This window comes from Roseomonas fluvialis (genome assembly GCF_022846615.1).
In the GTDB taxonomy this organism is placed as follows: Bacteria; Pseudomonadota; Alphaproteobacteria; order Acetobacterales; family Acetobacteraceae; genus Neoroseomonas; species Neoroseomonas fluvialis.
Genome location: NZ_AP025637.1, coordinates 3619443 through 3645746 on the forward strand (window position 1 = coordinate 3619443; position 26304 = coordinate 3645746).

Consider the following 26304-nt stretch of genomic DNA (forward strand, 5'->3'; position numbering starts at 1 on the left):
CCCACCCGGGCGTCACACCACCGGCCAGAGATCCGCCAGCTGCCCCTGCAGCAGGTCGACCTTCGCGTCGATCACGGTGCTCCAGTCATCCGACAGGATGCCGCCGGTATCGCCGGAATTCGGGTTCCAGGACCACCAGGTCCAGCTCATGCCCTGGTCCCCGGCGGCGATGTCGATCGTGCCATTGGCATCAAGGTCGCCATCGAGGTAGGCCAATAGCTTGTCGAGGAACAGCAGGTCCTTGGGGTCCTGCAGCTTGCTGCCGAATTCGCCCAGGAAGATGGGCGCGATGTCCTGTTCGTAGATGTAGCCCCAGAACTGCTCGAAGCGCGCGGTGAGGTTGTTCGGGAAGTCGGCGCCCTGGAACCACGGCTGCTCGAAGATGGAATTGCCGTATTCATGCGGCGAATAGACCACCTTGTTGGGCGTGTTCAGCACCACCTGGTCGAACGCCACGCCCATCAGGTTGCCGCCCCACCAGGTGTTGGCGCCGTTGTAGGTCTCGACCCCCTCCACGAAGATCAGCCAGTCGTCGTTGACCGAATGGATGGCGTTGCCGGCACGCTCGGCCGCCGCGGCCCAGTCATTGGCGCCACCGCCGCCCCACACCGCGTTGTGCGGTTCGTTCGCCAGGTCGGCGCCGATGACGGTGGGGTCGCCGGCATAACGCGTGGCCAGCATTTTCCAGCCATCGATCCACTGCTGTTCGGTGTAGCCCCCATCGACCCACAGCCCGTTCGGGTTGGGCCCCGGACCGGCCGCGCTGCGGTGGCTGTCGAGGATGATGCGCATCCCGAGCTCGCCCGCCTTGTCGACGATCTTGTCCAGGATCTGCAGCGCGGACAGCCCGGCCAGGTCCGGGTTCAGCCCGTAATTGATGCCGTTGGGCATGCGCCCCGGCTGCAGCGCATCCAGCGAGAAGGGCAGCCGGATGGTGTTGAAGCCGGTCTCGGCCATCTGCTCCATCATGTCCGACCAGTTGCGCGCCCACAGCCCGTGCGGGGTGTAGGTGTCGGATTCCATGCCGAACCAGTTCACGCCGGTGATGCGCACGGTATCGCCATTGGCATCGACGATCTGGTTGCCGTCGGTCGACAGGAACCCGACCGGACCGGTGGCGACATCGTCGTTGCGGATGGTGGCGATGCCCGTGTTGTCCCGGATGGTGGCGTTGGTGGGCGCCGAGAGCAGCAGGGAGAAGGTCTCGTCCGCCTCGATCGCGTCGTCGCCGCGGATCGCGACCGCGACGGTCTTGGTGGTTTCCCCGGCTGCGAAGGTGAGCGTCCCGGACCGCCCGTCAAAATCCTCGCCCGCCAGGGCGGTGCCGTTGGCGGTGGCGAAGCGCACCGTGACCGCCTGGTCCCAGGCCTTGTTCAGCGTGACCGTGAAGACCGCGTTCGAGGTGCCGGCATCACCCTCGGCCACCGCCACGTCCGACACGCCGATGGTCGGGCGCGCATCGGTGTCGGTGATGGTCGCGATGCCCGTGGCGTCGGAGATGGTCGCGCCCGCGGGGTCGCGCAGCAGCACCGAGAAGCGCTCGCTCGCCTCGGCAAGCCGGTCGCCCACCACGTCGATGGCAATGGTCTTGACCGTCTCGCCGGCGGCGAAGGTGACCTGGCCGGTCTCGGCGATGTAGTCGCTGCCGGCGCGCGCGGTGCCGTCCTGCGTCGCGTAGCCGACCGTCACCGCCTGGGTCCAGGCCTTGGACAGGCGGATGGTGAAGACCGCCTCGGAGGTGCCGGCATTGCCCTCGGTGACGGTCACGTCGCTGATGCGCAGCGCGGGTGGCGTGTCGTCGTCGTTGATGCGGCCGAGCGCCGTGGCATCGGCGATGGTGGCGCCGGTCGCGTTGCTCAGCAGGAGGTTGAAGGTCTCGTTCGCCTCGGCGGCGGTGTCCCCGTTCACGGCAACGCGAATGACCTTGCGGGTCTCCCCGGCGGCGAAGCTCAGCAGGCCAGATTGCGCGACATAGTCCGACCCCGCCAGGGCGGTGCCGTTGGCGGTGGCATAGGCGACCGTGACCGGCACGTCGGAGGCGGCCGAGAGCGTGACCGCGAAGGTCATCAGCTTGGTGCCCGACTGCCCCTCGGTGATCGCGGCATCGGCAATGGCGAGGCTCGGCAGCGGCGCCGGGGTGCCGTTGCGCACCACGAAGGCATCGGGGTTCGGGTCGGTCGTGGCGGACCCCAGGAAGCCGAAGGCGGCGGATTGCCCGGCGGCCAGGGCGCCGTTCCATTCGAAGTTGCCGATCACATAGGTATCGCCGACGTGGCTGATGATGCGGGCGTTCCAGATCTGGGTGATCAGGAAGTCGGCCTCGAAGGTGATGGTCCAACCCTGCAGCCCGCCCACGCCCGCCGTCAGCCCGACCGACGCATTGAAGCCCGCCGACCATTGGTCGACGACTTGGTAGCTGACGGTCTGGCTCATGGTGGTGTCGTATCCCCGGCTGCCGCACCGGAATGCCGCAGCTCGCGGGCGATGTATAGATTAATTATCTGACTTCACGAATTTGATACGAATTTCGGTCGCCACGTCAGCGGCCCAGCCCCACCGCGAGCGCCAGCCGCCAGATCGGCCCCACCAGCAGGTTGCACAGCACCGTCCGCACCAAATGGAAGCCGAGCACCAGCGGCACGGCAAGTTCGAGCGCCTTCGCCGTCACCGCCATTTCCGGCATGCCGCCCGGCGCCATGCCCAGCATGACCGCGACCGGCGGCAGCCCCGCCATCCAGCCGAGCGCCAGTCCGAGCAGCGCGAGCAGGATGGCGATCGCGAAGGCGCAGGCGAGCCCGGCCACCGCCTGGCGCCGCGGACCGCCCCCCAACGCGCGCGGGGTCAACCGCAGCCCCAGGCTTGCACCCATGGCCACCTGCGCCGCATCGACCAGCCACAGCGGCACCGCGGAGGGCAGAACCCCGGTCCCCGACAGGGCCATGGCCAGCAGGCAGGGCGCCAGCATGGCGGCATTGGCCAGGCCGAGGCGCGACCCCGCGACGGCCGCGGCCGCCCCACCCGCCAGCAGGATCGCCAGCCCCCCCCAGGCGAAGGGCGGCAGCGCCGCACTGAAGGCGGCATCGCGCCCGCCCTGCGCAAACACCGCGACCACGGGCGGAAAGAACAACACCACGCAGGCCATGCGGATGGTCTGCGCCATGGTGACCGCACCCACCTGCGCGCCCGCGCGCTGCGCCAGGACCGCCATGGTGACGATCCCCCCCGGCACCGCGGCATAATAGGCGGTCCGCGCATCGCTGCCGGCGATGCGGCGATACAGCGGTGCGACCGCCAACCCCGCCAGGATCGACAGCGTCCCGCCCGCCAGGATGGCCGGCAAAGCGCCCGCCACCGCGCCCAGCACCGGTGGGGTGAAGGTCTGCCCGAGCCCGAGCCCGAGCACCGCCAGCCCGACCGGATGTACCGCGCGCGGCACCGCAGCCGCCTCGCGCCAACCGAGATAGGCGGTGGCCAGCATCGCCCCGACCATCCAGCCGAGCGGCAGGCCGATCGCGTCGAGGGCCGTGCCCGCCATCACCGCCAGCAACAGCGTGCGCAGATAGGCATCGGGCGGCGGGACGGGGGTCGGGGGATCGGACACGGGCGGCGCGCAGGGTCGCGCTGCGCGCGCGCGGCGTCAAAGTCGGGCGGGAGTGACACTTCCTTAACCTCCGTCTTGCAGGATGGGATGGGAGCAAAGCCATGACCCCCGATCTCGCCCTTCGACCCCTGCCAGCCGCCGACCCGCCCCGCGCGCCCGCGCGCGCCGCCGGTCCCGAACGCGACCCCGGCGCGGCCCCGCCGCCCGCCGCCGCACCGGCCACGCCCAACCCGCGCCTGCGGCTGGATGGCAGCCTTGGCATGGTCGTGATCGAATTCCGCGATGCGGTCGGCGATGTTGCGAACACCATCCCAACCCCACGGCAGATCGCCGCCTACCGCGCCGCGGCGAAGTCGGATGCGCCGGTGCCGGTCGGCATCGCGGAACGCCCCGCGCCGGGCGTGAGCGCGCCGGCGGCGCCGGAACTCCCGCCGCCCCCGCCTGTGGCGGCTCAGCTGGAACCTGCCGCGGCGGAGTGACGCGCCTGCATGTTGTAGGGGGGCGCGTCGGTGCGCAGCAGCGGCATCGCCGCAGCGCGCCAGACCGGACGCAAAGGGCAGGCGTTCGCGGCGCGCGCTGATTCAGCGCAGGCCGGCCAGGCCCTGTGCCACCTGTTCGTTGATCTCGATGAGGAAGGCGATGTCGGGCTCGCCCTGGTCCATCTCGCGCTGCACAGCGCGGCCGAGCGACACCAGCCCCGCGCGCATCTGCTGCGGCAGCTGGTTCGAAGGGTCGCGCAGCGCGGATTCCACCGCGAGCCAAAGCCGCCGGTTGTCGGCCACGGCGCGCACCCGCGCCGGGCCATCCTGCTGCTGCACGGCCCGCAGGCCGCCGGTGACGCGGCGGAAGATGTCCGCCTCCTGCTCGCGCGGGTCGCGCGCGGCACGCGCCGCGCCATAGGCACGCACGATGTCGGCAACGCTCACGACGCGTCCTCCTCGGCCAGGGTGGAGGGCGGTGCGACGCCGAGCACCACCTCCTCGTGCCGCATGACGCGCCGCGTCAGCTTGAGCGCCTGGTAGCATTCATCCGCCTCGGCCGCCGAGAGCGCCCGGTCGAGCAGGTCGCGTGCCAGCGTCGATGTGGTGGCGGACTGGAATTCGGCGATCAGGCGCCGGGCTACCGTGAGCCCGGCCTCCCTCTCGTCCTCGTCGCCGATATAGGCGGTCTGCAGGGCGAAGTAGATGCGCCGCGCGGGCGTATTCGCCGCCTCCGGCGTCATCAGCTGCTTGCCGAAAAGGAACCGCGCCTTGGCGGTGAGTTCGATGCGCGCGCGATTGCGGAAGCGGATCGGCGCACCGTTGACGACCATCAGGTCGCCCTGTCGGAGTTCGAGCACCAGCGTGGACATCCTGTCCTCCCGGGGGGTTGCGATGGTACGGCGCCGGCCGGGGGGCCGGCGCCGTCCGGGAGATCAGCGGAACAGGCTCAGCAGGGTCTGCGGCGCCTGGTTGGCGATGGACAGCGCCTGGGTGCCGAGCTGCTGGCGGATCTGCAGTGACTGCAGCCGCGCCGATTCCTTCGCGAGGTCGGCATCGATCAGCGCGCCGAGGCCCGCTTCCATCGCATCCGCCTTGTCCTTGTTGTAGGAAATCTGCGCGTCGATGTAGCGCGCATCGGACCCGAAGGTGTTCAGCGCATCGCTGATCGCCGACTGCACCGTGTCGAAGTCGCCGCCATCGGCCAGCGCGGCCTGCGCACCCGCCGCATCGGTCGGCGCCGCGGCCACGATCAGCGTGCCGGCACCGTCCACCGCGGTGATGGTGTAGGTCGTGCCGCTCTCGTTGCGGGTGGTGGTGATGTCGCCGCCGGGCGCCGCGGTCGCGAGCAGCGTGCGGCCGTTGTAGGTGGCGTCGTCGATGAAGTTGGTGATCTGCGTCTGCAGCGCGGTGTACTGCGCTTCGTACTGGGCGCGCTGGTCGGCGTTCAGCGTGTCGTCGGCGAGGCGCACCAGCGTCTCGCGCACCTTGACCATGGTCTCGGAGACCTTGTTCAGGCCCGACAGCGCCGTGTCCAGGATGCCCTTGACGCCGCCCAGCTGTTCATTGGCGGCATTGATGCCCGCGACGTCGGCACGCACCGCCTGCGCCACGGCGAAGGCGGCGCCGTCGTCCTTCGCATCGTTCACGCGCAGGCCTGTCGAAATGCGCTTCTGCGTGACGTTCAGCGCCTCGTTGGTGCGATTGAGGCTCTGCAGCGCCACCATGGCGCCCATGTTGGTGTTGACGGAATTGAGCGACATGCGGGGTCTTCCCCTGGATCCAATGGCCCCGCGGTCCTGACCGATGGGTCTTGACCGATGCACGGGCCGGGTTGCGCGCCGCATCTTGCGGTGTCGGGAGCAGCATGACGCCACCCCGGTTAAGGGAGGCTGAATCCGCACGCCGCGATCACGCCAGGAAGCGCGTGAGCGTCAGCCCCGAGGTCACAGAAATCGCGCGGTAGGACGCTTCGAGCTGCGTCTGCGTCGCCTGTAGGCGGCTGATCGTCTCGGCCATGTCGACCTCCTCGATCACCGCGAGCTGGCCGGTCAGCGCCACGCTCACCTCCGAATGCCGCCGCGACGTCGCCTCGAGCCGCTGTTCGACCGCGCCCAGCGCGCCGCGTTCCTCGCCCAGCGCCTCGATCGCGCTGCGCATGCCATCGCGCACGCTCGCGACCAGGTCGGTGAAGTCGGCGCCGAGCTGCGCCTGCACGGGGTCGAGTGCGGCGAAGGTGGCGAGCCCGCGCAGGATGTCGCGCGCCCAGGACCCGGTGGTCTCGCCCTCGCTGGTGGCGGCCGCGTTGCGGTTGGCGAAAACGCCATAGGCAACGCGCTCGCCCTCGGCCGCGGGCACCGCGCGGCGGGGTTCCGCCAGGCCCTGCGCGGGGTCGGACAGGAAGGCGGAGAACGGTGTGGTGCCCGCCGCGTCCGACTGTGCGGCGACCAGCGTGGCCGCGATCACCCCGGCCGCATTGCCGCCGCCCAGGCCCGCGACGGCGGCGGCGATGTCGTTCGCCATGCCGCTGGTGGCGATGTTGCGCGGGTCGGGCACCGGCGGGTTGGCGCTGTCGGTGCCGCCGAATATGTATTCGCCGGCGTAGCGTTCGTTGAGCAGGTTCGCGACCTCCTCCATGGCGGCGCGCGCCTGCTCGGCCACCGCCGAGATCCGCACGGTCGAGGTGCCGTCCATGCGGATCGCCTCGGTGTAGAATTGCGTCGCGATGTCCGAGATCCGGCCCATCGCCTTCTGCGTCACCTCGGTGCGCGCGAGCGTGCGGTCGATGGTGCCCTGCCAGGTCTCGCGTCGCGAGATGTCGGCGCGCAGGTCGACCGCGCGGCGCGCCTCGGGCGCGATGTCGCCATAGCCTGGCCCCTTCCGCCCGTCCGAGACCTGGCGCGTCAGCACATCGAGCTTCGCGCGCAGCGCGGCTGCGCCGGTGTCCAGCCGCCCGATCGGTCCGATCCCGCTCATTGCCTCACCTCACCGCGCCGAGCAGCGCGTCCCACATCGCCTGCACCGTGCTCATGACCCGCGCATTCGCCGCGTAGGCGTTCTGCAGCGTGACCATCGCTGCCATCTCGGAATCGACATCGACGCCGGATCTCTGGTTGAAGCGGGTCTCGAGGCCCTGCTTCATCGCTTCCGCACCGGCCAGCGCCGCGCTGGCGGCGTTACGGTCCGCGGTCTGCGTGGCGGTCAGCAGCGCGGTATAGCCCTCGAGCGTCGGCGGCGCGCCGAAGGGCGAGGAGAGCGTGCCATCCGGCCCCAGCCCGCCGGTCGCGATCGGCGCCCAGGCCACATTCGCCTGCGCCTGCGCGCCGAAGGTGAAATCAAGCACGCGGTCGAGCAGCGTCACGAAGGAGGCCGGCCCGCCCGCCGGGTTCGGCGTGAAGGCCGAGGGCCCCGCCGGATCATCGACCACCGCATGGGTACCGTCGCGCAGCAGCGCGGGATTGCCCTCGACCGCGGCATTGACGCGGATGGTGCCGGCGAAGCCGACCATCGTGCTGGCGGCGTAGGGCAGTGCGGCATCGGGCACCGCTCCGGTCGCATCTGTGAACAGGCGCAGGCCCTGCGCTTCGAAGCGCGCCGCGGTATTGGCGGCGGCGAGGTCGAGTTCGGACTGGTAGCGCGGCAGGGTCTGGTCGCGCAGCGCCACGTATTCCGCCAGCCGCCCGCCGGCCAGCACGCCCGTCACGTCGCGCCCGCCCAGCATGATGCCCGGGATCGACCCGCCCGCGCCGTGGAAGGCGGTCGGCCCCAGCATGGCATCGGCGGTCGAGAAGGCGTCGGAGCGCGGGTCGAGCGGCAGCACCAGGCCGTTGCGGGCCACGAGGACCAGGCCGCCATCCTCACGCTTGAGCGCGCGTACCTCGATCGATTCCGACAGCGTGGCGATGGCAGTGTCGCGGCGGTCCTCGAGCGCGGCGGCGGACCCGGTCAGCGCGATCTCGTCGCGGATGCGCAGCGTGAGGTCAGCGACCTGTCGCAGCACGTCGTTGATGCGCGCGACCTCGGCCACGACGCCGTCCTGGGCCTGCTGGCGGGCATCGCCGACGGCGCGCGAGATCTCGTTCAGCCGGGTCGCGAGCGCGGTTGCGTCCATCACCACGGAAGTCTGGCGGCCGGCCTCCGAAGGGTCCGCGCGCAGGTCTTCGAAGCCGGTGCGCAGCGCGGCGGTGAGGTCGCCGAGGCCGTCGCCGTTCTCGGGATTGCCGTGCGCGGTCTCGATCCCCTGCAGCAGGCGCAGGCGCACCTCGGCGCCGGCAGCCGCAGCGCGCCGGCTGTCAAGCTCGGTGACCAGCGCCTCGTCCACGTCGCGCGAAGGCGCGAGGGAGCGCACCCCGATGCCGTCCTGGCCCACCACCACCGCGCGGGTCGCGATGGTCTTCTTGGTGTGGCCGGGCGTCTCGGCATTGGCGACGTCGTTGGCCGAGGCGGCCAGCGCGCGCTGCGTGTGCAGCAGCCCCGATCGGGCGATGGCGAGGGCGGCGTCGAGGCCCATGGTCGTCGGTCCCTGTCACTGTGCCGGTACGCTGCCGGCCGGAAAGGCCGGCGTCGCCGCGACGTGGCGGCACGTCTCGCCCGCCCGGTGGAGCGGCGCCGCGCCACGTCAGCGGCGCCTGGTGCCCGCCGCGTCAGCGGCGCATGTTGATCGTGTCCTGTAGCATCTCGTCGGATGCCGTGACGATGCGCGTATTCGCGGTATAGGCGCGCTGCGCGACGATCAGCTTCGAGAACTCGGCCGCGATGTCCACGTTCGACCGTTCGATCGAACCCACCGACAGCCGCCCCGCCCCGTTCGAGGCCGGGTCGGTGGTGCGCGCCTCGCCCGATTCCAGCGTGCGCATGAAGGCCTGGCCATCGAGCCGCTGCAGCATGTCGGGCGCGTTGAAGGTGGTGACCGGCACGCGCGCGATCACGCGCGCCTGGCCGTTGTCGTAGTTGATCGCGACATCGCCGTTCTCCCGCACCGTGGTCGAGGAATAGGCGCCGAGCGGCACGCCGTCCTGGGCGAGGTTGCGCAGTTCGAATTCCTCGCCGGCATACTGCGTGACGCCGCGTGCGGCACCGAAGGCCCCGATATTGAGCGTGATGTTCTGCGGCCCCTGCCCGAAATCCGCGGTGAAGGAGATCAGCGCGGGGTCGCCCGTCACCGTCGCCGCGCCGCTCATGGTGCCGGTCGCGTTGGCGAATTCGCCGATCGTGCCGTCGGTCGCCGCCGGCGTCGCCGCCGCGCCGAAATTCAGGTCGATGGTGCCGAGTGACCCGCCCGCCCCCGCGGCCGAGACATCGAGCGTCCAGACATTCGCGGCGCCGGGCGTCCAGGTCAGGATCAGCGGCTGGATCGTGCCCAGGCTGTCGTAGATGTTCAGCGGCGTTGCACTCGGCGTGACGCTGCCCGCGGGCAGGTTGGCGGACAGCTCGATCGAACTGGTCGCGATGGGGTTGAACACCAGGTCGCTCACGCGGATCGGCTGGATCTGGGTGCGGTCGGGCTCGCCCGTGGCATCGACGCTCCAGCCCTGCAGGAAATAGCCCGCGCCGTTCACCATGTAGCCGTTGCGGTCCATCTGGAAGTCGCCGCCGCGGGTGAAGAACTGCCGTTCATCGAAGGTGGTCTGGCCGTTCGTCGTGCCGGTCGGCAGCGCCACCGAGAAGAAGCCCTGCCCGGCGATGGCAAGCGCGATCGGGTTTTCCGACTGCTCGATCGTGCCTTGCACCGTGTTGGTGTAGTCCGGGCGCGCCACCACCGACCCCGGCCGATGCACCACCTGCGTGCTGTCGGTCAGGAACGAGACGAAGTTGGTGTCGGTGCGCTTGAAGCCGACCGTCTGGCTGTTGGCGACATTGTCCGACACGTGACCCAAGGCACGCGCCTGGGCCGTGAGGCCGCTGATCGCGGTGGTCATGGAACCGAACAGGGACATCAGGCTCTCCGTACACATGCGGATGGGGCCGCGATTGGATTGGGCGGAATGCCGGGTCGGGCCCGGGCACCGCTCGTGCCACGGCGCCGCAAGCGACGTGCCAGCGCCGGGCCCGCTGCGCCCCGGCGGCGGCTGCCGGCGAGCGGCAGAAGCCTCCGCCCCGGGCGGCAGAAGCTGCCGCAGGGCTGACGCGTGGCGGGCGGCACGACTGGCCCGCCGCTTGCGCTGACCCCGACAGGGCCCCGACAGGGCCTCGACGACGCGTAGCGTTCCGGCACCGGTGCCGACAGCAGAACTCGACCGAGGAGAGTGTCCCGATGGAAATCGCGCCAGGCGCAGTCGCAGCCCAGCCGGGCCCGGCCACGGGCGCCGCCCCTGCGGCTCTCGTCGAGGGAGGCTTCGCCGCGGCGCTTGCGCTGGCCGTCGCGCCGACGCCGCCGGCAGTGGCGCATCCCGCGGCGCCGGTGCAGGCCGTAGTGCCGCTGACCAATGCGATCCCGTCCGGCGCGTCGCCGCCGGCCGGCAACCTGATTGGCCCGCCCCTCGAGACGGCGACCGCACCCGACGTCACGCCGCCGTCTCAGGCGACGCCACCCGTCGTGACAGGCGGCGCGGTCCCCCCGCTACCACCGGCCCCGCAGACACCGCCCGCGCCCGAGGCCACCCTGGCGGACGACCCACCGGCAACGCCGCTGGAGACACCGCCGACGGCGACCGCGCCGCCCGCGCCGGAGCCCGGCCTTGCGCCACAGGACCTCGCCCCCGCAGCGGAGGATACCAACGCAATACCCACGGCGACCGCCACCACTGACGCGATGCCGCAGGCGATCGCAGCGATGCCGGTGGCGCCCCCCCAGCCAAGGCCTGACACCGCCGGCGCAATGTCGAAGGACGTTGCTTCCGGTGCCGCGGCAGTCCCGGCCGTCGCATCCGCGCGGGATGTGCCGAAGCAAGGCGCGCTCGAAGCGCCCGCGCCGACGGCGGCCGCAGATCCAGCGCAGGACCGCCCCGCCACGGCCGCGCCACCGCCGGCGGCGACACCCGCGCGGCCCGCGCCCGCGAAGGCCGCCCCGGCCACGGTCACGACCGAGGAGGCTCCGCAGGCCGCGCCCCCGAGCCTGCCACCGGTCGCCCCCGCCGCGCCGACCGATCAGATCGTCGCGAGCCCGCCCGCCGCGGCGCCGTCACCCGTGACCGACCCCCGCCGCACCGCCGAGCCGGCGGCGGCGACCCAGCCCGCGCCAGGTGTCGAACAGGGCCAGGCCACCGCGCCGGCCGAGGCGCCGCGCACCGACACGCTGGCGGTGGAAGTGCCGCGCGCGCCGCCGCAGGCTGCACCGGCGCGCCAGGTGCTTCCCGCCGTGATCGCCGTGACGATCGGCGGCGGCGGACGCATCGCCGTGACGCTCGAACCGGTCGAACTCGGCCGCGTCGAGATCAGCATCGAGCGTAGCAACGACATCCCGCAGGTGGTGATCCTGGCCGAACGGCCCGAAACGCTCGCACTGCTGCAGCGCGACCAGCGCGAACTCGATCGTGCATTGAACCAGGCCGGACTACCCGCGGAAGGGCGCGCCCTGTCCTTCGGGCTGAGCAGCGGCGATGGCGGCCAGGGCCAACCGCAGCGCCGCCGCGAGGAGGGTAGCGGTGGCAATCCCACGGCACGCGGCGTGCACAGTCGCGATCCACTGTCCGCGGCCGCGGCGCCGCCACGTCGCGCGACGCTTTCGCTGCTCGACCTCGCCATCTGACCCCCAGGGAGCGCACCAGCATGTCCGGATCGATCTCCGCCACCACCGCCACGGCCAGCGGCGCCGCCGCCTCGAACACGCGCCTGGCGGGCGACTTCAACACCTTCCTCACGCTGCTCACGACGCAGTTGCAGAACCAGAGTCCGACCGACCCGCTCGACGCCAACCAGATGACGAACCAGCTGGTGCAGTTCGCCTCGGTCGAGCAGCAGATCTCGATGAACCAGAATCTCGAACGGCTGATCTCGCTGCAGCAGGCGGCGCAACTCACTGCCTCGGCGCCGCTGGTCGGCCAGCGGGTCGAGGTCGAGGCTGACCAGGTGCCGCTGCAGAATGGGCGCGGTGAGGTCCGCCTGCCCGCCGCCGGCAGCGCACGCTTCGCCGAGGTGACGATCAGCGACGGCAATGGCCGCGCGCTGCGCCAGCAGGTGGTGGCGCTCGGCACCGCGGCCTCCGGCTGGACCTGGGACGGGCGCGACGCGACAGGGCGCACGCTGACCGACGGCGCCTATCGCGTGAGCGTGACCGGGCGCGGCACGAATGGCGAGGCGGTGAGCCTGCCCTTCACCGTGGCCGGCACCGTGACCGGCGCCGAGCAGCGCAGCAACGGGCTGAGCCTGTCGGTCGGCAGCCTCGCGGTCGGCTTCGACAAGGTCCGCCGACTGTTGCCCGATGCCTGAGAGACCATGTGGGAATGCGCGGTTCGGCACATTCTGACGTCCGGCCCCGCCCCACCGACGCCGTTTCCTGACGATCGGCCGCCGCGTTAACCGCCGCGCAACCGCGACCCGGCAAAGTCTGCCGTGGCGGCAGGAGGCGGCCTTCGGATGCGGCGGATGCGGGAGATGCGGCGGGCGGGCGATCGGTCGCGGCGTGCGGTGGCGCCGGCGTGAACGCGCTGGTCTCGCAGCTGCGGGCACTCGGCCCGGTGCGCCTGGCGCTCTTGGGCGGCGCGGCGCTTGGCGTGATGGGGCTGCTGGCGTGGCTGGTGCTGCGCGCCACGGTGCCGCCGATGGCATTGCTCTATGCCGACCTCGACCCGCGCGACGCATCGCAGGTGGTGGCCGCGCTGGAACGCGCCCGCGTGCCGCATCGCATCGAGGCCGGCGGCAGCCGCATCCTGGCCCCCGAGGACCAGGTCCCGCGCCTGCGCCTGACGCTGGCGCGCGAAGGGCTGCCGCAAGGCGGTTCGGTCGGCTACGAGATCTTCGACCGCGGCGAATCCCTGACCACCACGCCATTCCAGCAGGATGTAAACCGGCTGCGCGCGCTGGAAGGCGAGATCTCGCGTTCGATCCGCCAGTTGGCCGGCGTGCGCGGCGCGCGGGTCCACCTGGTGCTGCCGCGGCGCGAAGCCTTCTCGCGCGAACGCGGAGACGCGCAGGCCTCGGTCGTGCTGACCATGCAGGGCGCGCAGCGGCTCGACCGCGAGGGCGTGCAGGCGGTGCTGCACCTGGTGGCCACCGCGGTGCCGGGGCTGCGGCCGCAGAACATCTCGATCGTCGACAATCGCGGCGCGCTGCTGGCACGCGGCGGGCAGGCGCTGGCCGGCCCGGGTGCCGCGCAATCGCAGGAGGAGATCCGGCTCGGCCAGCAGTTGCGCATCGCCCGCGCGGTCGAGGAAATGCTGGAACGCACGCTCGGCCCCGGGCGCGTGCGCGCCGAAGCCACGGTCGAGATGGATTTCGACCGCGTGCAGACAACCGAGGAACGCTTCGACCCCGACAATCAGGTGCCGCGCAGCCAGCAATCCGTCCAGGAGAGCAGCCGCAACGCGGAGGGCGGGCCTGCCACGGTGCAGAACAACGTCCCCGGCCAGGACCCTGCGGGGGGCGGCGGCGGATCGCAGGAAAGCCGACAGGAGGAGACCACCAACTTCGAGATCGGCCGCACCACGCGCAACACGCTGCGCGAACATCCTGTGGTGCGCCGGCAGTCGGTGGCGGTGCTGGTGGACGGGGTATGGGAGGCAGGGGCGAACGGCGCCGCCGCGACCTTCCGCGAGCGCACGGCGGAGGAGGTCGCGCGCATCGCCGCCCTGGTGCGCGGGGCCATCGGCTTCGACGAACGGCGCGGCGACACGGTCGAAGTGGTCTCGCTCCGCTTCGCCGAACCGCCGCCGGGCGCGCCGGCCGAACCTGGCATGTTCGACCTGGCGTTCAGCAGCACGACGATCGCGAGGTTGCTCGAAAGCGGCCTGTTCGCGCTGGTCGCGCTGATCGCGATCCTGCTGGTGGGGCGGCCCGCGGTCGGCCGCCTGGTTACCCTGGTGAACGGCCCGTCGCAGGCCGCGATCGCCGGTGGCGCCGCCGCGGCACTGCCCGGCGCAGCCGGGGTGGCGGGCGCGGGTGCGGCGGCACTGCCTGGCCAGGCCGGGGAACTGGCGGCGCTGCCGGGATCGCCGGAGGCCGACGCGATGATCTCGATCGCAATGGTGGAAGGACAGATGCGCGCTTCCTCGATCACACGCATGCAGGACCTGGTCGATCGCCACCCGGACGAGGCGCTCAGCGTCGTGCGGCGCTGGATGACGCCGGAAGGGGCCTGAGCCATGGCAGGCACCCTGACAGGCGCGCAGAAGGCCGCCACCTTCATGCTGGCGATCGGCGAGGAACACGCCGCGCGGCTCTTTGCCAAGATGCACGAGGACGAGATCCGCGACATCTCGCAGGCCATGGCCAATCTGGGCACAGTGCGCGCCGATTCGGTCGAACAGCTCTGCCACGAATTCGCCGAGGGGCTCGGGCAGACGGGCAACCTGGTGGGATCCTGGGAGACCACCGAACGGATGCTGCTCAAGACGCTGCCGCGCGACCGCGTGGCGCAGATCATGGAGGAGATCCGCGGCCCGGCCGGGCGGACCATGTGGGACAAGCTCGGCAACGTGAACGAGGCGGTGCTCGCGAACTACCTCAAGAACGAATACCCGCAGACCGTCGCCGTCGTCCTCACCAAGGTGAAGTCCGACCACGCCGCACGCGTGCTCTCCCTGCTGCCCGAAAGCTTCGCGATGGAGGTGGTCATGCGCATGCTGCGCATGGAGACCGTCCAGAAGGAGGCGCTGGACGGCGTCGAGAAGACGCTGAAGGCCGAGTTCATGTCGAACCTGGCGCGCGCGCAGCGCCGCGACGCGCACGAAATGATGGCCGAGATCTTCAACAACCTCGATCGCCAGTCGGAAACCCGCATCCTTGCCGCGCTCGAGGAACGCAACCGCGACGCGGCCTCGCGCATCCGCGGGCTGATGTTCACCTTCGACGATCTCGCGCGCATGGATGGCGCAGGCGTGCAGGTGCTGATGCGCGCGGTGCCGAAGGAACAGCTCACGCTGGCGCTGAAGGGCGCATCGGAAAATCTGCGCGACCTGTTCATCAAGAACATGAGCGAGCGCGCAGCGAAGATGCTGAAGGAAGACCTCGCCGGCCTCGGCCCGGTCAAGCTGCGCGAAGTCGACGAGGCGCAGGCGGCGATCGTGCTGCTGGCCAAAGACCTCGCGGCGCAGGGCCAGATCCAGATGCAGGACGGGCGCGAGGAGGAGATGGTCTACTGACATGCCCGACAGTTTCACCCCCATCGCGCCGGACGCACCGCCCGCCGGCTTCGCGCCCACCTTCCTGATCGCCGCACTCGATGCCGCGCGGCGCGAGGCGGCGCAGGCCGAACGCATCGTCGAACCCGACCCGGTCGCGGCTGTGATCGCCGAGGCGCGGCGCACTGCGTTCGCCGATGGGCATGCGCAGGGGCTGCGCGAGGCGGCGGCGGCGACCGAAACGGTTGCCGCAAGCGCCGCCCGCCTCGCGCTCGAGGCGCTGCGCGAAGGCCGCGAGGCCGCCGCCGAGGCAGCCCGCGACGCGGCGCAGGATGTCGCGCGCCTCGCACTCGCGATGCTCGACGCCGCGCTGCCGGGCCTGGCGGCGCAAGGCGGGGCTGACCTGGCCGCGGCCTTCGCGCAACGCCTCGCGCCCATGCTGCGGAGCGCGCCGGACGCGCTGCTGCTGGTGGCGCCGGGGCTGGGCGAACCGACGCGCGCGCTGCTCGGCAACGTGGGCATCACGGTCGAGGAAGACCCCGCGCTGTCCGCCGGCGATGCGCGGGCGCAGTGGCGATCGGGCGGCGCGGACCTCGACCTGGCGGCGCGGCGGCGCGAGATCCGCGGCGTTCTCGAAGCAGCCGGCCTCGGGCCGCAGGAGTAGCACATGTCGGGCAATACGAACTTCGAACCGCTTTCCGCCGCCAGCGAGGAGGCGCGCCAGGCGGCGTCCGGCCCGGTGCGGGAGCTGGAGGCGGTCTACGACATACCGGTGCAGATCAGCGCCGTGCTCGGGCGCGCCACCATGCAGGTATCGCAGCTGCTCAAGCTCGGCCGCGGCGCGGTGGTGGAACTCGACCGCAAACTCGGCGAGGCGGTGGACATCTATGTGAACAACCGCCTGGTCGCGCGAGGCGAGGTGGTGATGGTCGACGACAACCGGCTGGGCGTGACCATGACCGAGATCGTCAAGTCCGACAGGGGCGTCTGACCATGGCGCGCGTGCTCGTCATCGGGTCGCTGGAGGCGGAACTCGGCATTGCCGCGCGGATCGCCGCCGCGCGCGGCGCGCGCATCGCCACCGCCGAGGGCGCGGCCGCCGGCCTGTCGCGCCTGCGCGCCGAGGGTGCCGACCTGGTGCTGTGCGACGTGCAGCACGACGTCGGCTGGCTGGTCGCGCAGCTCACGGCCGAACGCATCGCCTGCCCGGTGATCGCCTGCGGGCGGCCCAACGACGCCGATGCCGCCGTGCGCGCCATCCGCGCCGGTGCGAAGGACTTCCTGCCGCTGCCGCCGGATGCCGACCTGATCGCCGCCATGTTGCAGGCGGTGGCGGGCGAACCCGACCGTCCGGTGGTGCAGGACCCGGGCATGACCGCGCTCATGGCGCGCGCCGAACAGGTCGCGCGCGCCGAGGCGTCGGTCCTGATCATGGGCGAGAGCGGCACCGGCAAGGAGGTGCTGGCGCGCCACATCCACGCCGCGTCGCGCCGCGCGCGCGGGCCCTTCGTGGCGCTGAACTGCGCGGCCCTGCCGGAAGCCCTGCTGGAATCCGAATTGTTCGGCCACGAGAAGGGCGCCTTCAGCGGCGCCGTCGCATCGCGCAAGGGCAAGTTCGAACAGGCCGAGGGCGGTACGCTGCTGCTGGACGAAATCGGTGAGATGGACCCACGCCTGCAGGCCAAGATCCTGCGTGCCATCCAGGAACGCGAGATCGACCGGCTCGGCGGCACCGCGCCCGTCAAGGTCGATGTGCGCATCCTGGCCGCGACGCATCGCGACCTCGCCACCGAAGTGGCGCGCGGGCGGTTCCGCGAAGACCTGTACTTCCGCCTGGCCGTGGTGCGCCTGCGCATCCCCGCGCTGCGCGAACGGCGCGGGGACATCCTGCCGCTGGCGCACCACTTCGCCGAACGCTACGCGCGCGCCAATGGCCTGCCCGTACGTGCGCTGTCGCCGGCCGCCGAGGCGCTGCTGCTGGCCCACCCCTGGCCGGGCAATGTGCGCGAGCTCGAGAACACGCTGCACCGTGCCGTCCTGCTGGCCGAAGGCCCCGGCATCGGGCCGGATGCCATCGACCTGCTGGAGGCGGCACCCACGCTGCAGGCCGAAGCCGCCGCGCCGTCTGCCTCGCCCACCTCGTCCGCCGCCGTGCCGCCGGTCACGGCCCTGGTGGGCCGCCGTGTCGAGGAAGTCGAGCGGGACCTGATCCTCGAGACGCTCTCGCACTGCCTGGGCAACCGCACCCGCGCGGCGGAGATGCTCGGCATCTCGATCCGCACGCTGCGCAACAAGCTGCATGAATACCGCGCGGCCGGCGTGACCGTGCCACCCGTGCCCGGGCAGCCACCCTATGCGCTGCCGGCCTCTGGCGCGTGAACGCACTGGCCTTTCCCGGCTGGCTGCGGCGCGCGCAGCCCGGCAACGACGTGACGCTCGCACTCGGCGTGGTCGCGCTGCTGGTCGTGCTGGTGGTGCCGCTGCCCACGGTGCTGCTCGACCTCGGCCTTGCGATTTCCATCACCCTGTCGGTGCTGGTGCTGATGACGGCGCTGTTCCTGCGCCGGCCGCTCGATTTCACGTCGTTCCCCACGCTGTTGCTGCTGACCACGCTGCTGCGCCTCGCGCTGAACGTCGCCACCACGCGCATCATCCTCACGCATGGGGCCGAGGGGCCACAGGCGGCGGGGCATGTCGTCTCGGCCTTCGGCGGCTTCCTGATGGGCGGCGACGTGGTGGTGGGGCTGATCGTCTTCGCGATCCTGCTGGTGGTGAACTTCATGGTCATCACCAAGGGGTCGGGGCGTATCGCGGAGGTGGCTGCGCGCTTCAGCCTCGATGCGCTGCCGGGCAAGCAGATGGCGATCGACGCCGACCTGTCCTCGGGCCTGATCGACGAAGGCGAGGCGCGCCGGCGCCGCCGTGAACTGGAGGAAGAAACCGGGTTCTACGGTGCCATGGACGGCGCGGCGAAGTTCGTGCGCGGGGATGCCATCGCGGGGCTGATCATCACCGCGATCAACCTGCTGGGCGGCATGGCCATCGGTGTGGCGCGCCATGGCATGGGCTTCGGCGACGCGGCGCAGACCTTCTCGCTGCTCACGGTCGGCGACGGGCTGGTCAGCCAGATCCCCGCGCTGCTGGTTTCGATCGCGGCGGGCATCGTCGTCACCAAGGGTAATACCGAAGGCACCGCGGACCAGATGCTGGTCGGCCAGCTCGGCGCGGGGCCGAAGCCGCTCGCGATCGCGGCGGGCACGGCGGGCGTAATGGCGCTACTGCCCGGTATGCCGATGCTGCCCTTCCTGGCACTCGCCGGTGCGGCCGGCGCGGCGGCCTGGGCCAAGCAGAAGGCGATCGACGCGCCGGCGGAAGCGGCCGCAGCGCCGGCGGCGGCGGCCGACCCGCCAATCGCCGAGACGCTGCGCATCGACCTGCTGCGGCTGGAACTGGGCTACGGACTGCTCTCGCTGGCTGCCGGGGACGCGCCGCGGCTGACCGAACAGATCAAGGGCCTGCGCCGGTCCATCGCGCAGGAGATGGGCTTCGTGCTGCCCTCCGTGCGCATCCAGGACAACCTCTCGCTCTCGCCCGACACCTACGCGATTCGGGTGAAGGAGATCGAGGCCGGGCGCGGCCGGCTGCGCCCGCCGCTGGTCCTCGCGATCGACCCGGCCGGCGGCGTGCCCGACCTGCCCGGCGAACGCTGCAACGAACCGACCTTCGGACTGCCCGCGCTCTGGATTGAGGAGGCCCAGCGCGAGGACGCGCTGGCGCGCGGCTGCACCGTGGTCGATGCCGCCGGCGTGGTCGCCACGCACCTGACCGAGATGGTGCGCGAGAACATGGCGGAACTGCTCTCCTTCGCCGAGACTCAGAAGCTGCTCGACGACCTGCCGGCCGAACACCGCAAGCTGGTGGCGGACCTCGTGCCGGCGATGATCGGCGTGGGCGGGATCCAGCGCGTGCTGCAGGCGCTGCTGGGCGAACGTGTCTCGATCCGCGACCTGCCGACCATCCTCGAGGGCATCCAGGAAGCCTCGGCGGCGGGCGCGCGGTCGGTGCCGGGCATCGTCGCGATCGTGCGGGCGCGGCTGGCGCGGCAATTGTCCGATACGGCACGCGGGTCGGGCACGCATGTGCCGATGGTGACGCTCTCGGCTGATTGGGAAGTGGCCTTCACCGAGGCGCTGGTCGGCCCGCCGGAGGAACGCCAGCTCGCCATGGCGCCATCCCGCCTGGGCGAATTCATGCAGCGCGTGAAGGAGGTATTCGACAGCGCCTCGGCCGCGGGCGAACACCCGGTGCTGGTCTGCTCCGGCCCGATCCGCCCGCATGTGCGCGCGATCGTCGAGCGCTTCCGCCCGTCGACCGCCGTGCTGGCTCACACCGAGATTCACCCGCGCGCCAGGATCCGCACCGTTGGCACGATCTGACTCAGCGGGCCATCGCCGCCAGTTCGGTGCGCAGCAGCGCCTCGGCCTCCGGTGCCGGGATGCGCGCCAGCGCGGCAAGGTCGCGCCCGGCCGCCACGCGCGCGACGATCGCAGCCCCAAGCGCGTAGCCGCTGCGTGCCGGGATGTCCCCGCGATAGCCGTAGCCGAGGTAGCGCGCACGGACCTCGCCTGCCGTCGCATGCAGCCGGTCGGGCAGTTCCGCGGCCAGGCGCCGGAACAGCTCAGGCCCCGCATCGGCCAGCCCCGCGTCACCCAGGAACACCGCGATGCGCGGCAGGCCCGGGTTCAGCACCGCGGTCGCATGCACCGCCAGCCCCTCCTTCCAGATGCCGAGCCAGAGCGGGTCGCCGCCCGGCAGGATCAGGGATGGGTTCACCTCGTGGTGGTACATGTGGAAGCGTTCGTGATCGAGCAGCGGTCCCACCGCTTCCCCATGCAGCAGCGCCATCATGTCCAGGCCGAGGAACAGAACGACGCGGTCGTGCCACAGCCGCGTGGCGGCATCGAAATTCAGGAAGGACACGAAGGCCAGCGCGGGCACGCTCGGCGATGCATCCGGCACGGCCACGCGGAACCGCAGCAGGCGGTCGCACCACAGCGCAGGCAGCGCGGCCGACAGCCGGCGCACGACCGGCGCCACCGGATCGAACAGCGCCAGCCATCGCGCGACATCCACGCGCCCGACGCGGGCTGCGCGATAGGCCTCGATCTGCGGCGTGAACCAGCTGGCCACCAGCGCGCGGCCGCGCGCGACATCGTCACCCGCCGGCAGCGTGTCATGCGCCGTCCAGAAGGCAGGCATCAGGTCCTCGAGCCCGGGGCAGGTGCCTTGCGCACTGGCCGTGCCGGTCAACGCCATCGCTGCCATCAGGCTTCGCCTGCCCAGGACCACGCCCGCCTCCCTGCCGCGCCACGCCGCAGGCTAGCGCAGTTTCCGACCAGCGTGTCGTGCCGTGCCGGCGCGGTCGCGCCGCCTCGGGGAGCAGCCCGATGCGCCTGAAGACCTTCCGCGCCCCGCGCATGGCGGACGCGATGGCGATGCTGCGAGACGAACTCGGCGCCGAGGCCATCATCCTCGGCACGCGCCGCGTCGCTCAGGGCGTGGAGGTGACCGCCGCACTCGAACCCGAGGAGCCGCTGCTGATCCCGCCCATGGCGGCGGCCGCGGCAGCGCCTGCGACCGGTCCGCTCGCCTTCCACAACCTGCCCGCTGCGCTTGGCGCTGCGCTCGGGGCCGGGCCGCTCGAAGCGACCCTCGCCGCGCGGCTCGCCTTCGCGCCGCTGCCAGGCGGCCGCGATCGGCCGCTGATGCTGGTGGGTCCGCCCGGCGCAGGCAAGACGCTCACCTGCGCGAAGCTCGCCGCGCGCCAGGTGCTGCGCGGCGGCCAGCCAGCCGTGATCACCGCCGATGGACAGCGTGCCGGCGCCTCGGCGCAACTCGCGGCCTTCACCGGCGTGCTGGGCCTGACGCTCGCGGTGGCACCGACGCCGGCCACGCTGGGCAAGGCGCTGGCGCGGCGCGCGCGCGGCGAGACGGTGCTGATCGACACCGCCGGCTGCGATCCCTTCGACCCGCCGCAGGCGGTGGCATTGCGCGCGCTCGCGACCATCGCGGAAGCCGAACTGGTGCTGGTGCTCCCGGCGGGCCTCGACGCGGCGGAGGCGGCCGACCTCGCACGGGCCTTCGCGGCGCTGGGTGCGCGACACCTGGTCGCGACTCGGCTCGATTCCGCGCGACGCCTCGGTGCCGTGCTCGCCGCCGCCGAGGCCGGGCCGCTCCACCTGGCGGAGGGTGGCGTCGGGCCCGATGTGGCGGACGGGCTCGAACCGCTCTCGCCGGGGGGCCTGGCCGCGCGGCTGCTTGCCCCCCGCCGCGCCCCGCAGGAGGCCGCATGACATGAGCCACGCCGCAGCAGTCCCGCAGCCCGCGGCCGGGCGCGTCATCGCCATCGCCTCCGGCAAGGGGGGCGTGGGGAAGACCTGGTTCGCCATCACCCTCGCGCAGGCCATGGCGCGCCGGGGCGCGCGCGTGCTGCTGGTCGATGCCGACCTCGGCCTCGCCAACGTGGATGTGCAACTGGGCTTCCAGCCCGAGCGCGACCTCTCGGCCGTGATCTCCGGCCGGCTGACGACCGAAGCCGCAGCCACGCGCCATGCCGCGGCGGGCATCGACATCCTGGCCGGGCGGTCGGGATCGGGCGCGCTGGCGTCGCTCGAAGGGGTCGCGCTCGATGTCGTGCTCGCCGCCATCGCGGGCGCGGCCGTGCGCTGGGACCGTGTGGTGGTGGACCTGGGCGCGGGGCTTGAGGCGCCGCAACGGCGCATCGCGGCTGCAGCGGATACGCTGCTGGTACTCGCCACCGAGGAGCCGACCAGCCTGACCGACGCCTATGCCGTGCTGAAGCTGCATGCGGCGGACCGGCCGGGCGGCGATGCCCGCATCGTGGTGAACCTGGCGGCCGATGCCGCGGGGGGCCTGCGCACGCATGCGGCGCTGGCGCGCGCGGCGGCCACCTTCCTCAGGCGCGACATTCCGCTGGCCGGCGTGGTACGGCGCGATGCGAAGGTGCGCGACGCGATCCGCCACCAGGCCCCGCTGCTCACGCGCCATCCAGGCTGCATCGCGGCGCGCGACGTGGAGGCGATCGCTCGCGGACTGGCCTGAGAACGCACCTTCTGGCGCGTTCCCGACGTGCGACACCGAGGGCGCCGTCGCGCGCCCAGGCTTGCGCCGCTTGCCCCCACGGTGTTGTACGGTGGGGCATGCTCGCGTTGATCAGGCAGGACCGCGACCTCAGGGTGGACATCGTCCGCGGCTTCGCGCTGTGGGCCATCTTCGTGAACCACACGCCGGGCAACTGGCTGGGCTACATCACGCCGCGCAACTACACCCTGGCAGACGCAACCGAGGCCTTCGTGATGCTGGCCGGCTACGCGGCCGGTCTCGCCTACGGCATCGTGATGGACCGGCAGGGCTGGTTCTTCGCCGCATCCCGCGTCATGGGGCGTGTCTTCACACTGTATGTCGCGCATATCTTCCTGCTGGTGCTGTTCACCGCGCAGGTCGGCTTTTCCGCCGAACGGCTGGATGCGGCGGCGTATCTCGACGAACTGCACCTCGACCCCTTCGCCACCGAACCCTACCGCGCGCTGCTCGAGGCGCTGCTGCTGCGCTACCAGCCCTCCTTCCTCAACATCCTGCCGCTCTACATCGTGGTGCTGGCGATGTTCGCGCTGGCCATGCCGCTGATGCGCCGGCCCTGGCTGATGCTGGCGCTGTCCGTTGGCCTGTGGGTCTGCGCACGCGCCTTCGACCTCACGCTGCCCTCCTGGCGGGGCGAGGACTGGTTCTTCAACCCGCTGGCCTGGCAGTTGCTGTTCTTCATCGGCTGCGCGATCGGCTACCGGCCGCCGGGCGGGGCGGCGCTGTCGGTGCCCTGGCGTCCCTGGGCGGGGGCCTTGTGCTGGCTGCTGTTGGCCGCGGGAGCGGCAATGACGGTGCTGATCTATTTCCAGTGGGATTTCGCGGAGGCGAGCCTGCCCGCCTTCGCGCCCTTCCTGGCGGCGATCGACAAGGCATCGCTGCACCCCATGCGGCTGCTGACCATGCTGGCGCTGACCTACCTGATCGCGCACGGCATCCCGCGCGACGCCGCCTGGATGCGGACGCGCCCGGCGCTGCTGCTGGCGCTGCTCGGCCAGCAGGCGCTGCCGGTGTTCTGCGCCGGGATCGGCCTGTCCTTCGCCGCGCGCCTGGCGCTGGAATTCTCCGACGGCTGGGCGGTCCAGGCGGTGGTGAACCTTGTGGGCGCAGCGCTGCTGGTCGGCCTCGCGGTCCTGACCGCTTGGTACGGGGCCGAAAAGCGGGCGGTCCGGCGTCCGCCGCCACCCTTGCAGGCGCCGGCGACGGGCGATAGTCGTTAGTCATGCGCTTCGTCCTGGCCCTGCTGGTCGGGTTGAGCCTTGCCTGGCCGGTCGCGGCCGTGCAGGGGCCGGGCTGTGGCGCCCCGGCGGAATGGCTGGAATCACCGCCGTTGCGCGCCACCGCCACGGGCATCGCCACCGGCCGGCTGCGCATCCTGGCGGTGGGGTCCGCCTCGGTCTCTGGTCCGGGCGTGACGGCACCGGCGGCCGCCTGGCCCGCCCGGCTTGAGGCGCTGCTGCGCGAACGCCGCCCGGACCTGGCCCTGACCTTCGAGGTGCGCGGCGCGCGCGGTTCGACCGCGACGGACCAATGGCGCCAGATCGAGGAAGCTCTGCGCGCTGGGCCGATCGACCTGGTCATCTGGCAGGCCGGCATGACCGAGGCGGTGCGCGGCCTGCCGATCGACGACATGGCGGCGGTGATCTCGCAGGGGCTGGACCGCCTGCATGCCCGCGGCGTGGACGCCATCATCATGGGCATCCAGTACAGCCGCTTCCTGCGCGCCAATGCCGAGGTGGACCCGTATCGCGATGCGCTGCGCGTGCTGGCGGCGGCCGGGCATGCCGGCTTCTTCTCGCGCTACGACATCATGCGAGCGTGGGCCGAGGCCGGTACGGTCGACATGGAACGCGCCCAGCGCGACCGCCGCGCCGCCGAGGTCGACAAGCTGAACGACTGCCTGGCGCGCGCGCTCGGCGCCTTCATCCGGGACGGGGTGGCGGAAGCGCGGCGCTGACGGCGTTGCCAGCCAGTACCTCAGGCACGCGCCACCGACGGATCACGCAACTGCTACTGGCGATGGGCGCCACCGGGGCCCGCCCGCCGCTCGGGGCGCGCAAGCCAAGCGCCCGGAGGCCGCGCCCTGCGCCGGGGGATGTCAGAACAACCCTTCGATCCGCCCGTCCGCATCCAGCATGATGCTCTCCGCTGCCGGCACACGCGGCAGGCCTGGCATCGTCATGATGTCGCCGCACACCGCCACAACGAAGCCCGCGCCGGCGGACAGCCGCACCTCGCGCACCGGCAGCACGTGGCCTTCCGGCGCGCCGAGCTTCGTGGGGTCGGCGCTGAACGAATACTGCGTCTTTGCGATGCAGACCGGCAGGTCGCGGTAGCCGTCCTTCTCGAAGCGCTCGAGCTTCTGCGCGACGGGCGCGGGGATGGAGACCGAGGCGGCGCGATACACCTCCCGCGCGATCGTCTCGATCTTGCCGGCCAGCGAGACATGGTCGGTGTACAGCGGTGCGAAGGCGGCGCGCTTGCCCGCGATCATGCCCTGCACCGCGCGCGCGAGGTCGAGCGCGCCCTTCGCGCCATCCCCCCAATGCGTGCACAGGATCGCATCGGTGCCGAGCGCGCGCATCGCCTCCTGCACGGCGGCGATCTCGGCATCCGTATCGCCGGTGAAGCGGTTCAGCCCCACCACCACCGGCACGCCGAACTTGCCGACATTCTCGACATGGCGCGCGAGGTTCACCACGCCGCGCTTCACGGCCGCCACGTCCTCGCGCCCCAGCTCCGCCTTTGCCACGCCGCCATGCATCTTGAGCGCGCGCACCGTCGCGACCACCACGCAGGCGGCCGGCGCGAGGCCCGCCTGGCGGCACTTGATGTCCATGAACTTCTCGGCGCCGAGGTCGGCACCGAAGCCCGCTTCCGTCACCACCACGTCGGCCAGCTTAAGGCCCAGCCGCGTCGCCATCACCGAATTGCAGCCATGCGCGATGTTGGCGAAGGGCCCGCCATGCACGAGCGCGGGTGAGCCCTCGATGGTCTGTACCAGGTTGGGCGCGAAGGCGTCGCGCAGCAGCACCGCCATGGCACCATCGGCCTTGATGTCTGCCGCGGTGACGGACTTCCCCTCGCGCGTCTGGCCCACGATCATGCGCCCAAGCCGCGCCTGCAGGTCGGCCAGGTCCTTCGCCAGGCAGAACACCGCCATGACTTCCGACGCCACTGTGATGTCGAAGCCGTCCTCGCGCGGGAAGCCGTTCGCGACACCGCCGAGCGACGACACCACCGAGCGCAGCGCACGGTCGTTCATGTCGAGCGCGCGGCGCCAGGAGATCCGCCGCGCATCGAGCCCCGTGCCGTTGCCCCAGTACAAATGGTTGTCGACCATCGCCGCCAGCAGGTTGTTGGCGGAGGTGATCGCGTGGAAGTCGCCGGTGAAATGGAGGTTGATGTCCTCCATCGGCAGTACCTGCGCATAGCCGCCGCCCGTCGCCCCGCCCTTCACGCCGAAGCAGGGACCGAGCGACGGCTCGCGTAGCGCAATCATCGTCTTCACGCCGAGCGCGTTCAGCGCATCGCCCAGGCCCACGGTGGTGGTGGTCTTGCCCTCGCCTGCCGGCGTGGGATTGATGCCGGTGACCAGCACCAGCGCACCATCCGGGCGGTCCTGCTGGGCTGCTATGAAGTCGAGCCCGATCTTCGCCTTGAACTTGCCGTAGGGCTCCAGCGCGTCGTCGGGGATGCCGGCGCGCGCGGCGATCTCGCGGATCGGCTTCAGCGTCGCGGCGCGCGCGATCTCGAGGTCGGTCGACATGACCTGGCGTCTCCCTGCTTGGCGTCTTGTGCCGGGCGCTTATCTGGGTGGGAGAAAATGGTAAAGGCCTGGAGTCCG

General features: G+C 71.7%; 23 protein-coding genes. 13 read left to right on the top strand and 10 right to left on the bottom strand.

Annotated features, from left to right (window positions below):
- Nucleotides 1-12 precede the first annotated feature (12 nt).
- Nucleotides 13-2433 carry a Calx-beta domain-containing protein gene (locus tag MWM08_RS17505; RefSeq protein ID WP_244407784.1) on the bottom strand — a complete coding sequence of 807 codons (2421 nt, stop codon included), beginning with the start codon at nucleotides 2431-2433 and terminating at the stop codon, nucleotides 13-15.
- Between the two features lie 106 nt (nucleotides 2434-2539).
- Nucleotides 2540-3601, bottom strand: coding sequence for an AbrB family transcriptional regulator (locus MWM08_RS17510; RefSeq protein ID WP_244407785.1), 1062 nt, complete (start codon nucleotides 3599-3601; stop codon nucleotides 2540-2542).
- A gap of 101 nt (nucleotides 3602-3702) precedes the next feature.
- On the opposite strand from MWM08_RS17510, the gene MWM08_RS17515 reads away from it, so the two are divergent.
- A complete protein-coding gene (locus MWM08_RS17515; RefSeq protein WP_244407786.1) occupies nucleotides 3703-4080 on the top strand; it encodes a hypothetical protein in 378 nt (125 codons plus the stop codon).
- Nucleotides 4081-4182: 102 nt separating this feature from the next.
- Here the strand turns inward: MWM08_RS17515 and MWM08_RS17520 are convergent, their stop codons facing one another.
- The 6 genes from MWM08_RS17520 to flgE form a co-directional block, all read right to left on the bottom strand.
- Entirely contained in the window at nucleotides 4183-4527 is a 345-nt protein-coding gene (locus tag MWM08_RS17520; RefSeq protein WP_244407787.1) for a flagellar biosynthesis regulator FlaF, read from the bottom strand.
- Complete coding sequence (locus MWM08_RS17525; RefSeq protein ID WP_244407788.1) at nucleotides 4524-4952, bottom strand: flagellar biosynthesis repressor FlbT; 429 nt, start codon at nucleotides 4950-4952, stop codon at nucleotides 4524-4526. Before MWM08_RS17525 ends, MWM08_RS17520 begins: the two co-directional genes overlap by 4 nt.
- Nucleotides 4953-5015: 63 nt before the next feature.
- Nucleotides 5016-5843, bottom strand: a complete 828-nt coding sequence (locus MWM08_RS17530; RefSeq protein ID WP_244407789.1) for a flagellin — start codon at nucleotides 5841-5843, stop codon at nucleotides 5016-5018.
- 148 nt (nucleotides 5844-5991) lie between these two features.
- Nucleotides 5992-7056: a flagellin gene (locus tag MWM08_RS17535; protein WP_244407790.1), complete on the bottom strand. Its 1065-nt coding sequence runs from the start codon at nucleotides 7054-7056 to the stop codon at nucleotides 5992-5994.
- A 4-nt stretch (nucleotides 7057-7060) separates the two neighbouring features.
- On the bottom strand, nucleotides 7061-8590 hold the full coding sequence (locus MWM08_RS17540) for a flagellar hook-associated protein FlgK (protein ID WP_244407791.1): 1530 nt from the start codon (nucleotides 8588-8590) through the stop codon (nucleotides 7061-7063).
- 133 nt (nucleotides 8591-8723) lie between these two features.
- A complete protein-coding gene (flgE, locus tag MWM08_RS17545) occupies nucleotides 8724-10016 on the bottom strand; it encodes a flagellar hook protein FlgE (protein ID WP_244407792.1) in 1293 nt (430 codons plus the stop codon).
- 317 nt (nucleotides 10017-10333) lie between these two features.
- Between flgE and MWM08_RS17550 the strand changes: the two genes are divergently transcribed.
- The 8 genes from MWM08_RS17550 to flhA all read left to right on the top strand — a co-directional run bounded on the left by MWM08_RS17550 (nucleotide 10334) and on the right by flhA (nucleotide 19732).
- The gene (locus MWM08_RS17550; protein WP_244407793.1) at nucleotides 10334-11767 is read left to right on the top strand and encodes a flagellar hook-length control protein FliK; all 1434 of its coding nucleotides are present in this window, start codon (nucleotides 10334-10336) and stop codon (nucleotides 11765-11767) included.
- A gap of 20 nt (nucleotides 11768-11787) precedes the next feature.
- Nucleotides 11788-12447, top strand: a complete 660-nt coding sequence (locus tag MWM08_RS17555) for a flagellar hook assembly protein FlgD (protein ID WP_244407794.1) — start codon at nucleotides 11788-11790, stop codon at nucleotides 12445-12447.
- A gap of 209 nt (nucleotides 12448-12656) precedes the next feature.
- On the top strand, nucleotides 12657-14315 hold the full coding sequence (gene fliF / locus MWM08_RS17560; protein ID WP_244407795.1) for a flagellar basal-body MS-ring/collar protein FliF: 1659 nt from the start codon (nucleotides 12657-12659) through the stop codon (nucleotides 14313-14315).
- Between the two features lie 3 nt (nucleotides 14316-14318).
- Nucleotides 14319-15317, top strand: coding sequence for a flagellar motor switch protein FliG (fliG, locus tag MWM08_RS17565; protein WP_244407796.1), 999 nt, complete (start codon nucleotides 14319-14321; stop codon nucleotides 15315-15317).
- 1 nt (nucleotide 15318) lies between these two features.
- The gene (locus MWM08_RS17570; RefSeq protein ID WP_244407797.1) at nucleotides 15319-15960 is read left to right on the top strand and encodes a FliH/SctL family protein; all 642 of its coding nucleotides are present in this window, start codon (nucleotides 15319-15321) and stop codon (nucleotides 15958-15960) included.
- A gap of 3 nt (nucleotides 15961-15963) precedes the next feature.
- Nucleotides 15964-16287, top strand: coding sequence for a flagellar motor switch protein FliN (fliN, locus tag MWM08_RS17575; protein WP_244407798.1), 324 nt, complete (start codon nucleotides 15964-15966; stop codon nucleotides 16285-16287).
- 2 nt (nucleotides 16288-16289) lie between these two features.
- A complete protein-coding gene (locus tag MWM08_RS17580) occupies nucleotides 16290-17675 on the top strand; it encodes a sigma-54 dependent transcriptional regulator (protein WP_244407799.1) in 1386 nt (461 codons plus the stop codon).
- Nucleotides 17672-19732, top strand: a complete 2061-nt coding sequence (gene flhA / locus MWM08_RS17585; RefSeq protein ID WP_244407800.1) for a flagellar biosynthesis protein FlhA — start codon at nucleotides 17672-17674, stop codon at nucleotides 19730-19732. Before MWM08_RS17580 ends, flhA begins: the two co-directional genes overlap by 4 nt.
- 1 nt (nucleotide 19733) lies before the next feature.
- Here flhA and MWM08_RS17590 read toward each other — a convergent pair whose 3' ends face one another.
- Nucleotides 19734-20621 carry a DUF2268 domain-containing putative Zn-dependent protease gene (locus tag MWM08_RS17590; RefSeq protein WP_244407801.1) on the bottom strand — a complete coding sequence of 296 codons (888 nt, stop codon included), beginning with the start codon at nucleotides 20619-20621 and terminating at the stop codon, nucleotides 19734-19736.
- 122 nt (nucleotides 20622-20743) lie between these two features.
- Between MWM08_RS17590 and MWM08_RS17595 the strand changes: the two genes are divergently transcribed.
- The 4 genes from MWM08_RS17595 to MWM08_RS17610 all read left to right on the top strand — a co-directional run bounded on the left by MWM08_RS17595 (nucleotide 20744) and on the right by MWM08_RS17610 (nucleotide 24414).
- Entirely contained in the window at nucleotides 20744-21649 is a 906-nt protein-coding gene (locus MWM08_RS17595; protein ID WP_244407802.1) for a flagellar biosynthesis protein FlhF, read from the top strand.
- 1 nt (nucleotide 21650) lies between these two features.
- Complete coding sequence (locus MWM08_RS17600) at nucleotides 21651-22418, top strand: nucleotide-binding protein (RefSeq protein WP_244407803.1); 768 nt, start codon at nucleotides 21651-21653, stop codon at nucleotides 22416-22418.
- Nucleotides 22419-22525: 107 nt separating this feature from the next.
- Nucleotides 22526-23677 (top strand): OpgC family protein, encoded by a 1152-nt coding sequence (locus tag MWM08_RS17605; RefSeq protein WP_244407804.1) that lies wholly within the window; start codon nucleotides 22526-22528, stop codon nucleotides 23675-23677.
- Nucleotides 23678-23679: 2 nt separating this feature from the next.
- On the top strand, nucleotides 23680-24414 hold the full coding sequence (locus MWM08_RS17610; protein WP_244407805.1) for an SGNH/GDSL hydrolase family protein: 735 nt from the start codon (nucleotides 23680-23682) through the stop codon (nucleotides 24412-24414).
- A 141-nt stretch (nucleotides 24415-24555) separates the two neighbouring features.
- Here MWM08_RS17610 and MWM08_RS17615 read toward each other — a convergent pair whose 3' ends face one another.
- Nucleotides 24556-26226, bottom strand: a complete 1671-nt coding sequence (locus MWM08_RS17615) for a formate--tetrahydrofolate ligase (protein WP_244407806.1) — start codon at nucleotides 26224-26226, stop codon at nucleotides 24556-24558.
- Nucleotides 26227-26304 lie beyond the last annotated feature (78 nt).

Bases quoted from the DNA above. Each gene is read 5' to 3' on its own strand.
- MWM08_RS17530 (WP_244407789.1), bottom strand. From the start codon at position 5,843: ATGTCGCTCAATTCCGTCAACACCAACATGGGCGCCATGGTGGCGCTG.
- flgE (WP_244407792.1), bottom strand. From the start codon at position 10,016: ATGTCCCTGTTCGGTTCCATGACCACCGCGATCAGCGGCCTCACGGCC.
- MWM08_RS17540 (WP_244407791.1), bottom strand. From the start codon at position 8,590: ATGGGCCTCGACGCCGCCCTCGCCATCGCCCGATCGGGGCTGCTGCAC.
- MWM08_RS17525 (WP_244407788.1), bottom strand. From the start codon at position 4,952: ATGTCCACGCTGGTGCTCGAACTCCGACAGGGCGACCTGATGGTCGTC.
- MWM08_RS17515 (WP_244407786.1), top strand. From the start codon at position 3,703: ATGACCCCCGATCTCGCCCTTCGACCCCTGCCAGCCGCCGACCCGCCC.
- MWM08_RS17600 (WP_244407803.1), top strand. From the start codon at position 21,651: ATGAGCCACGCCGCAGCAGTCCCGCAGCCCGCGGCCGGGCGCGTCATC.
- fliG (WP_244407796.1), top strand. From the start codon at position 14,319: ATGGCAGGCACCCTGACAGGCGCGCAGAAGGCCGCCACCTTCATGCTG.
- MWM08_RS17550 (WP_244407793.1), top strand. From the start codon at position 10,334: ATGGAAATCGCGCCAGGCGCAGTCGCAGCCCAGCCGGGCCCGGCCACG.
- MWM08_RS17570 (WP_244407797.1), top strand. From the start codon at position 15,319: ATGCCCGACAGTTTCACCCCCATCGCGCCGGACGCACCGCCCGCCGGC.
- fliN (WP_244407798.1), top strand. From the start codon at position 15,964: ATGTCGGGCAATACGAACTTCGAACCGCTTTCCGCCGCCAGCGAGGAG.
- MWM08_RS17610 (WP_244407805.1), top strand. From the start codon at position 23,680: ATGCGCTTCGTCCTGGCCCTGCTGGTCGGGTTGAGCCTTGCCTGGCCG.
- MWM08_RS17615 (WP_244407806.1), bottom strand. From the start codon at position 26,226: ATGTCGACCGACCTCGAGATCGCGCGCGCCGCGACGCTGAAGCCGATC.
- MWM08_RS17535 (WP_244407790.1), bottom strand. From the start codon at position 7,056: ATGAGCGGGATCGGACCGATCGGGCGGCTGGACACCGGCGCAGCCGCG.
- MWM08_RS17580 (WP_244407799.1), top strand. From the start codon at position 16,290: ATGGCGCGCGTGCTCGTCATCGGGTCGCTGGAGGCGGAACTCGGCATT.
- MWM08_RS17505 (WP_244407784.1), bottom strand. From the start codon at position 2,433: ATGAGCCAGACCGTCAGCTACCAAGTCGTCGACCAATGGTCGGCGGGC.
- MWM08_RS17590 (WP_244407801.1), bottom strand. From the start codon at position 20,621: ATGGCAGCGATGGCGTTGACCGGCACGGCCAGTGCGCAAGGCACCTGC.
- MWM08_RS17595 (WP_244407802.1), top strand. From the start codon at position 20,744: ATGCGCCTGAAGACCTTCCGCGCCCCGCGCATGGCGGACGCGATGGCG.
- MWM08_RS17555 (WP_244407794.1), top strand. From the start codon at position 11,788: ATGTCCGGATCGATCTCCGCCACCACCGCCACGGCCAGCGGCGCCGCC.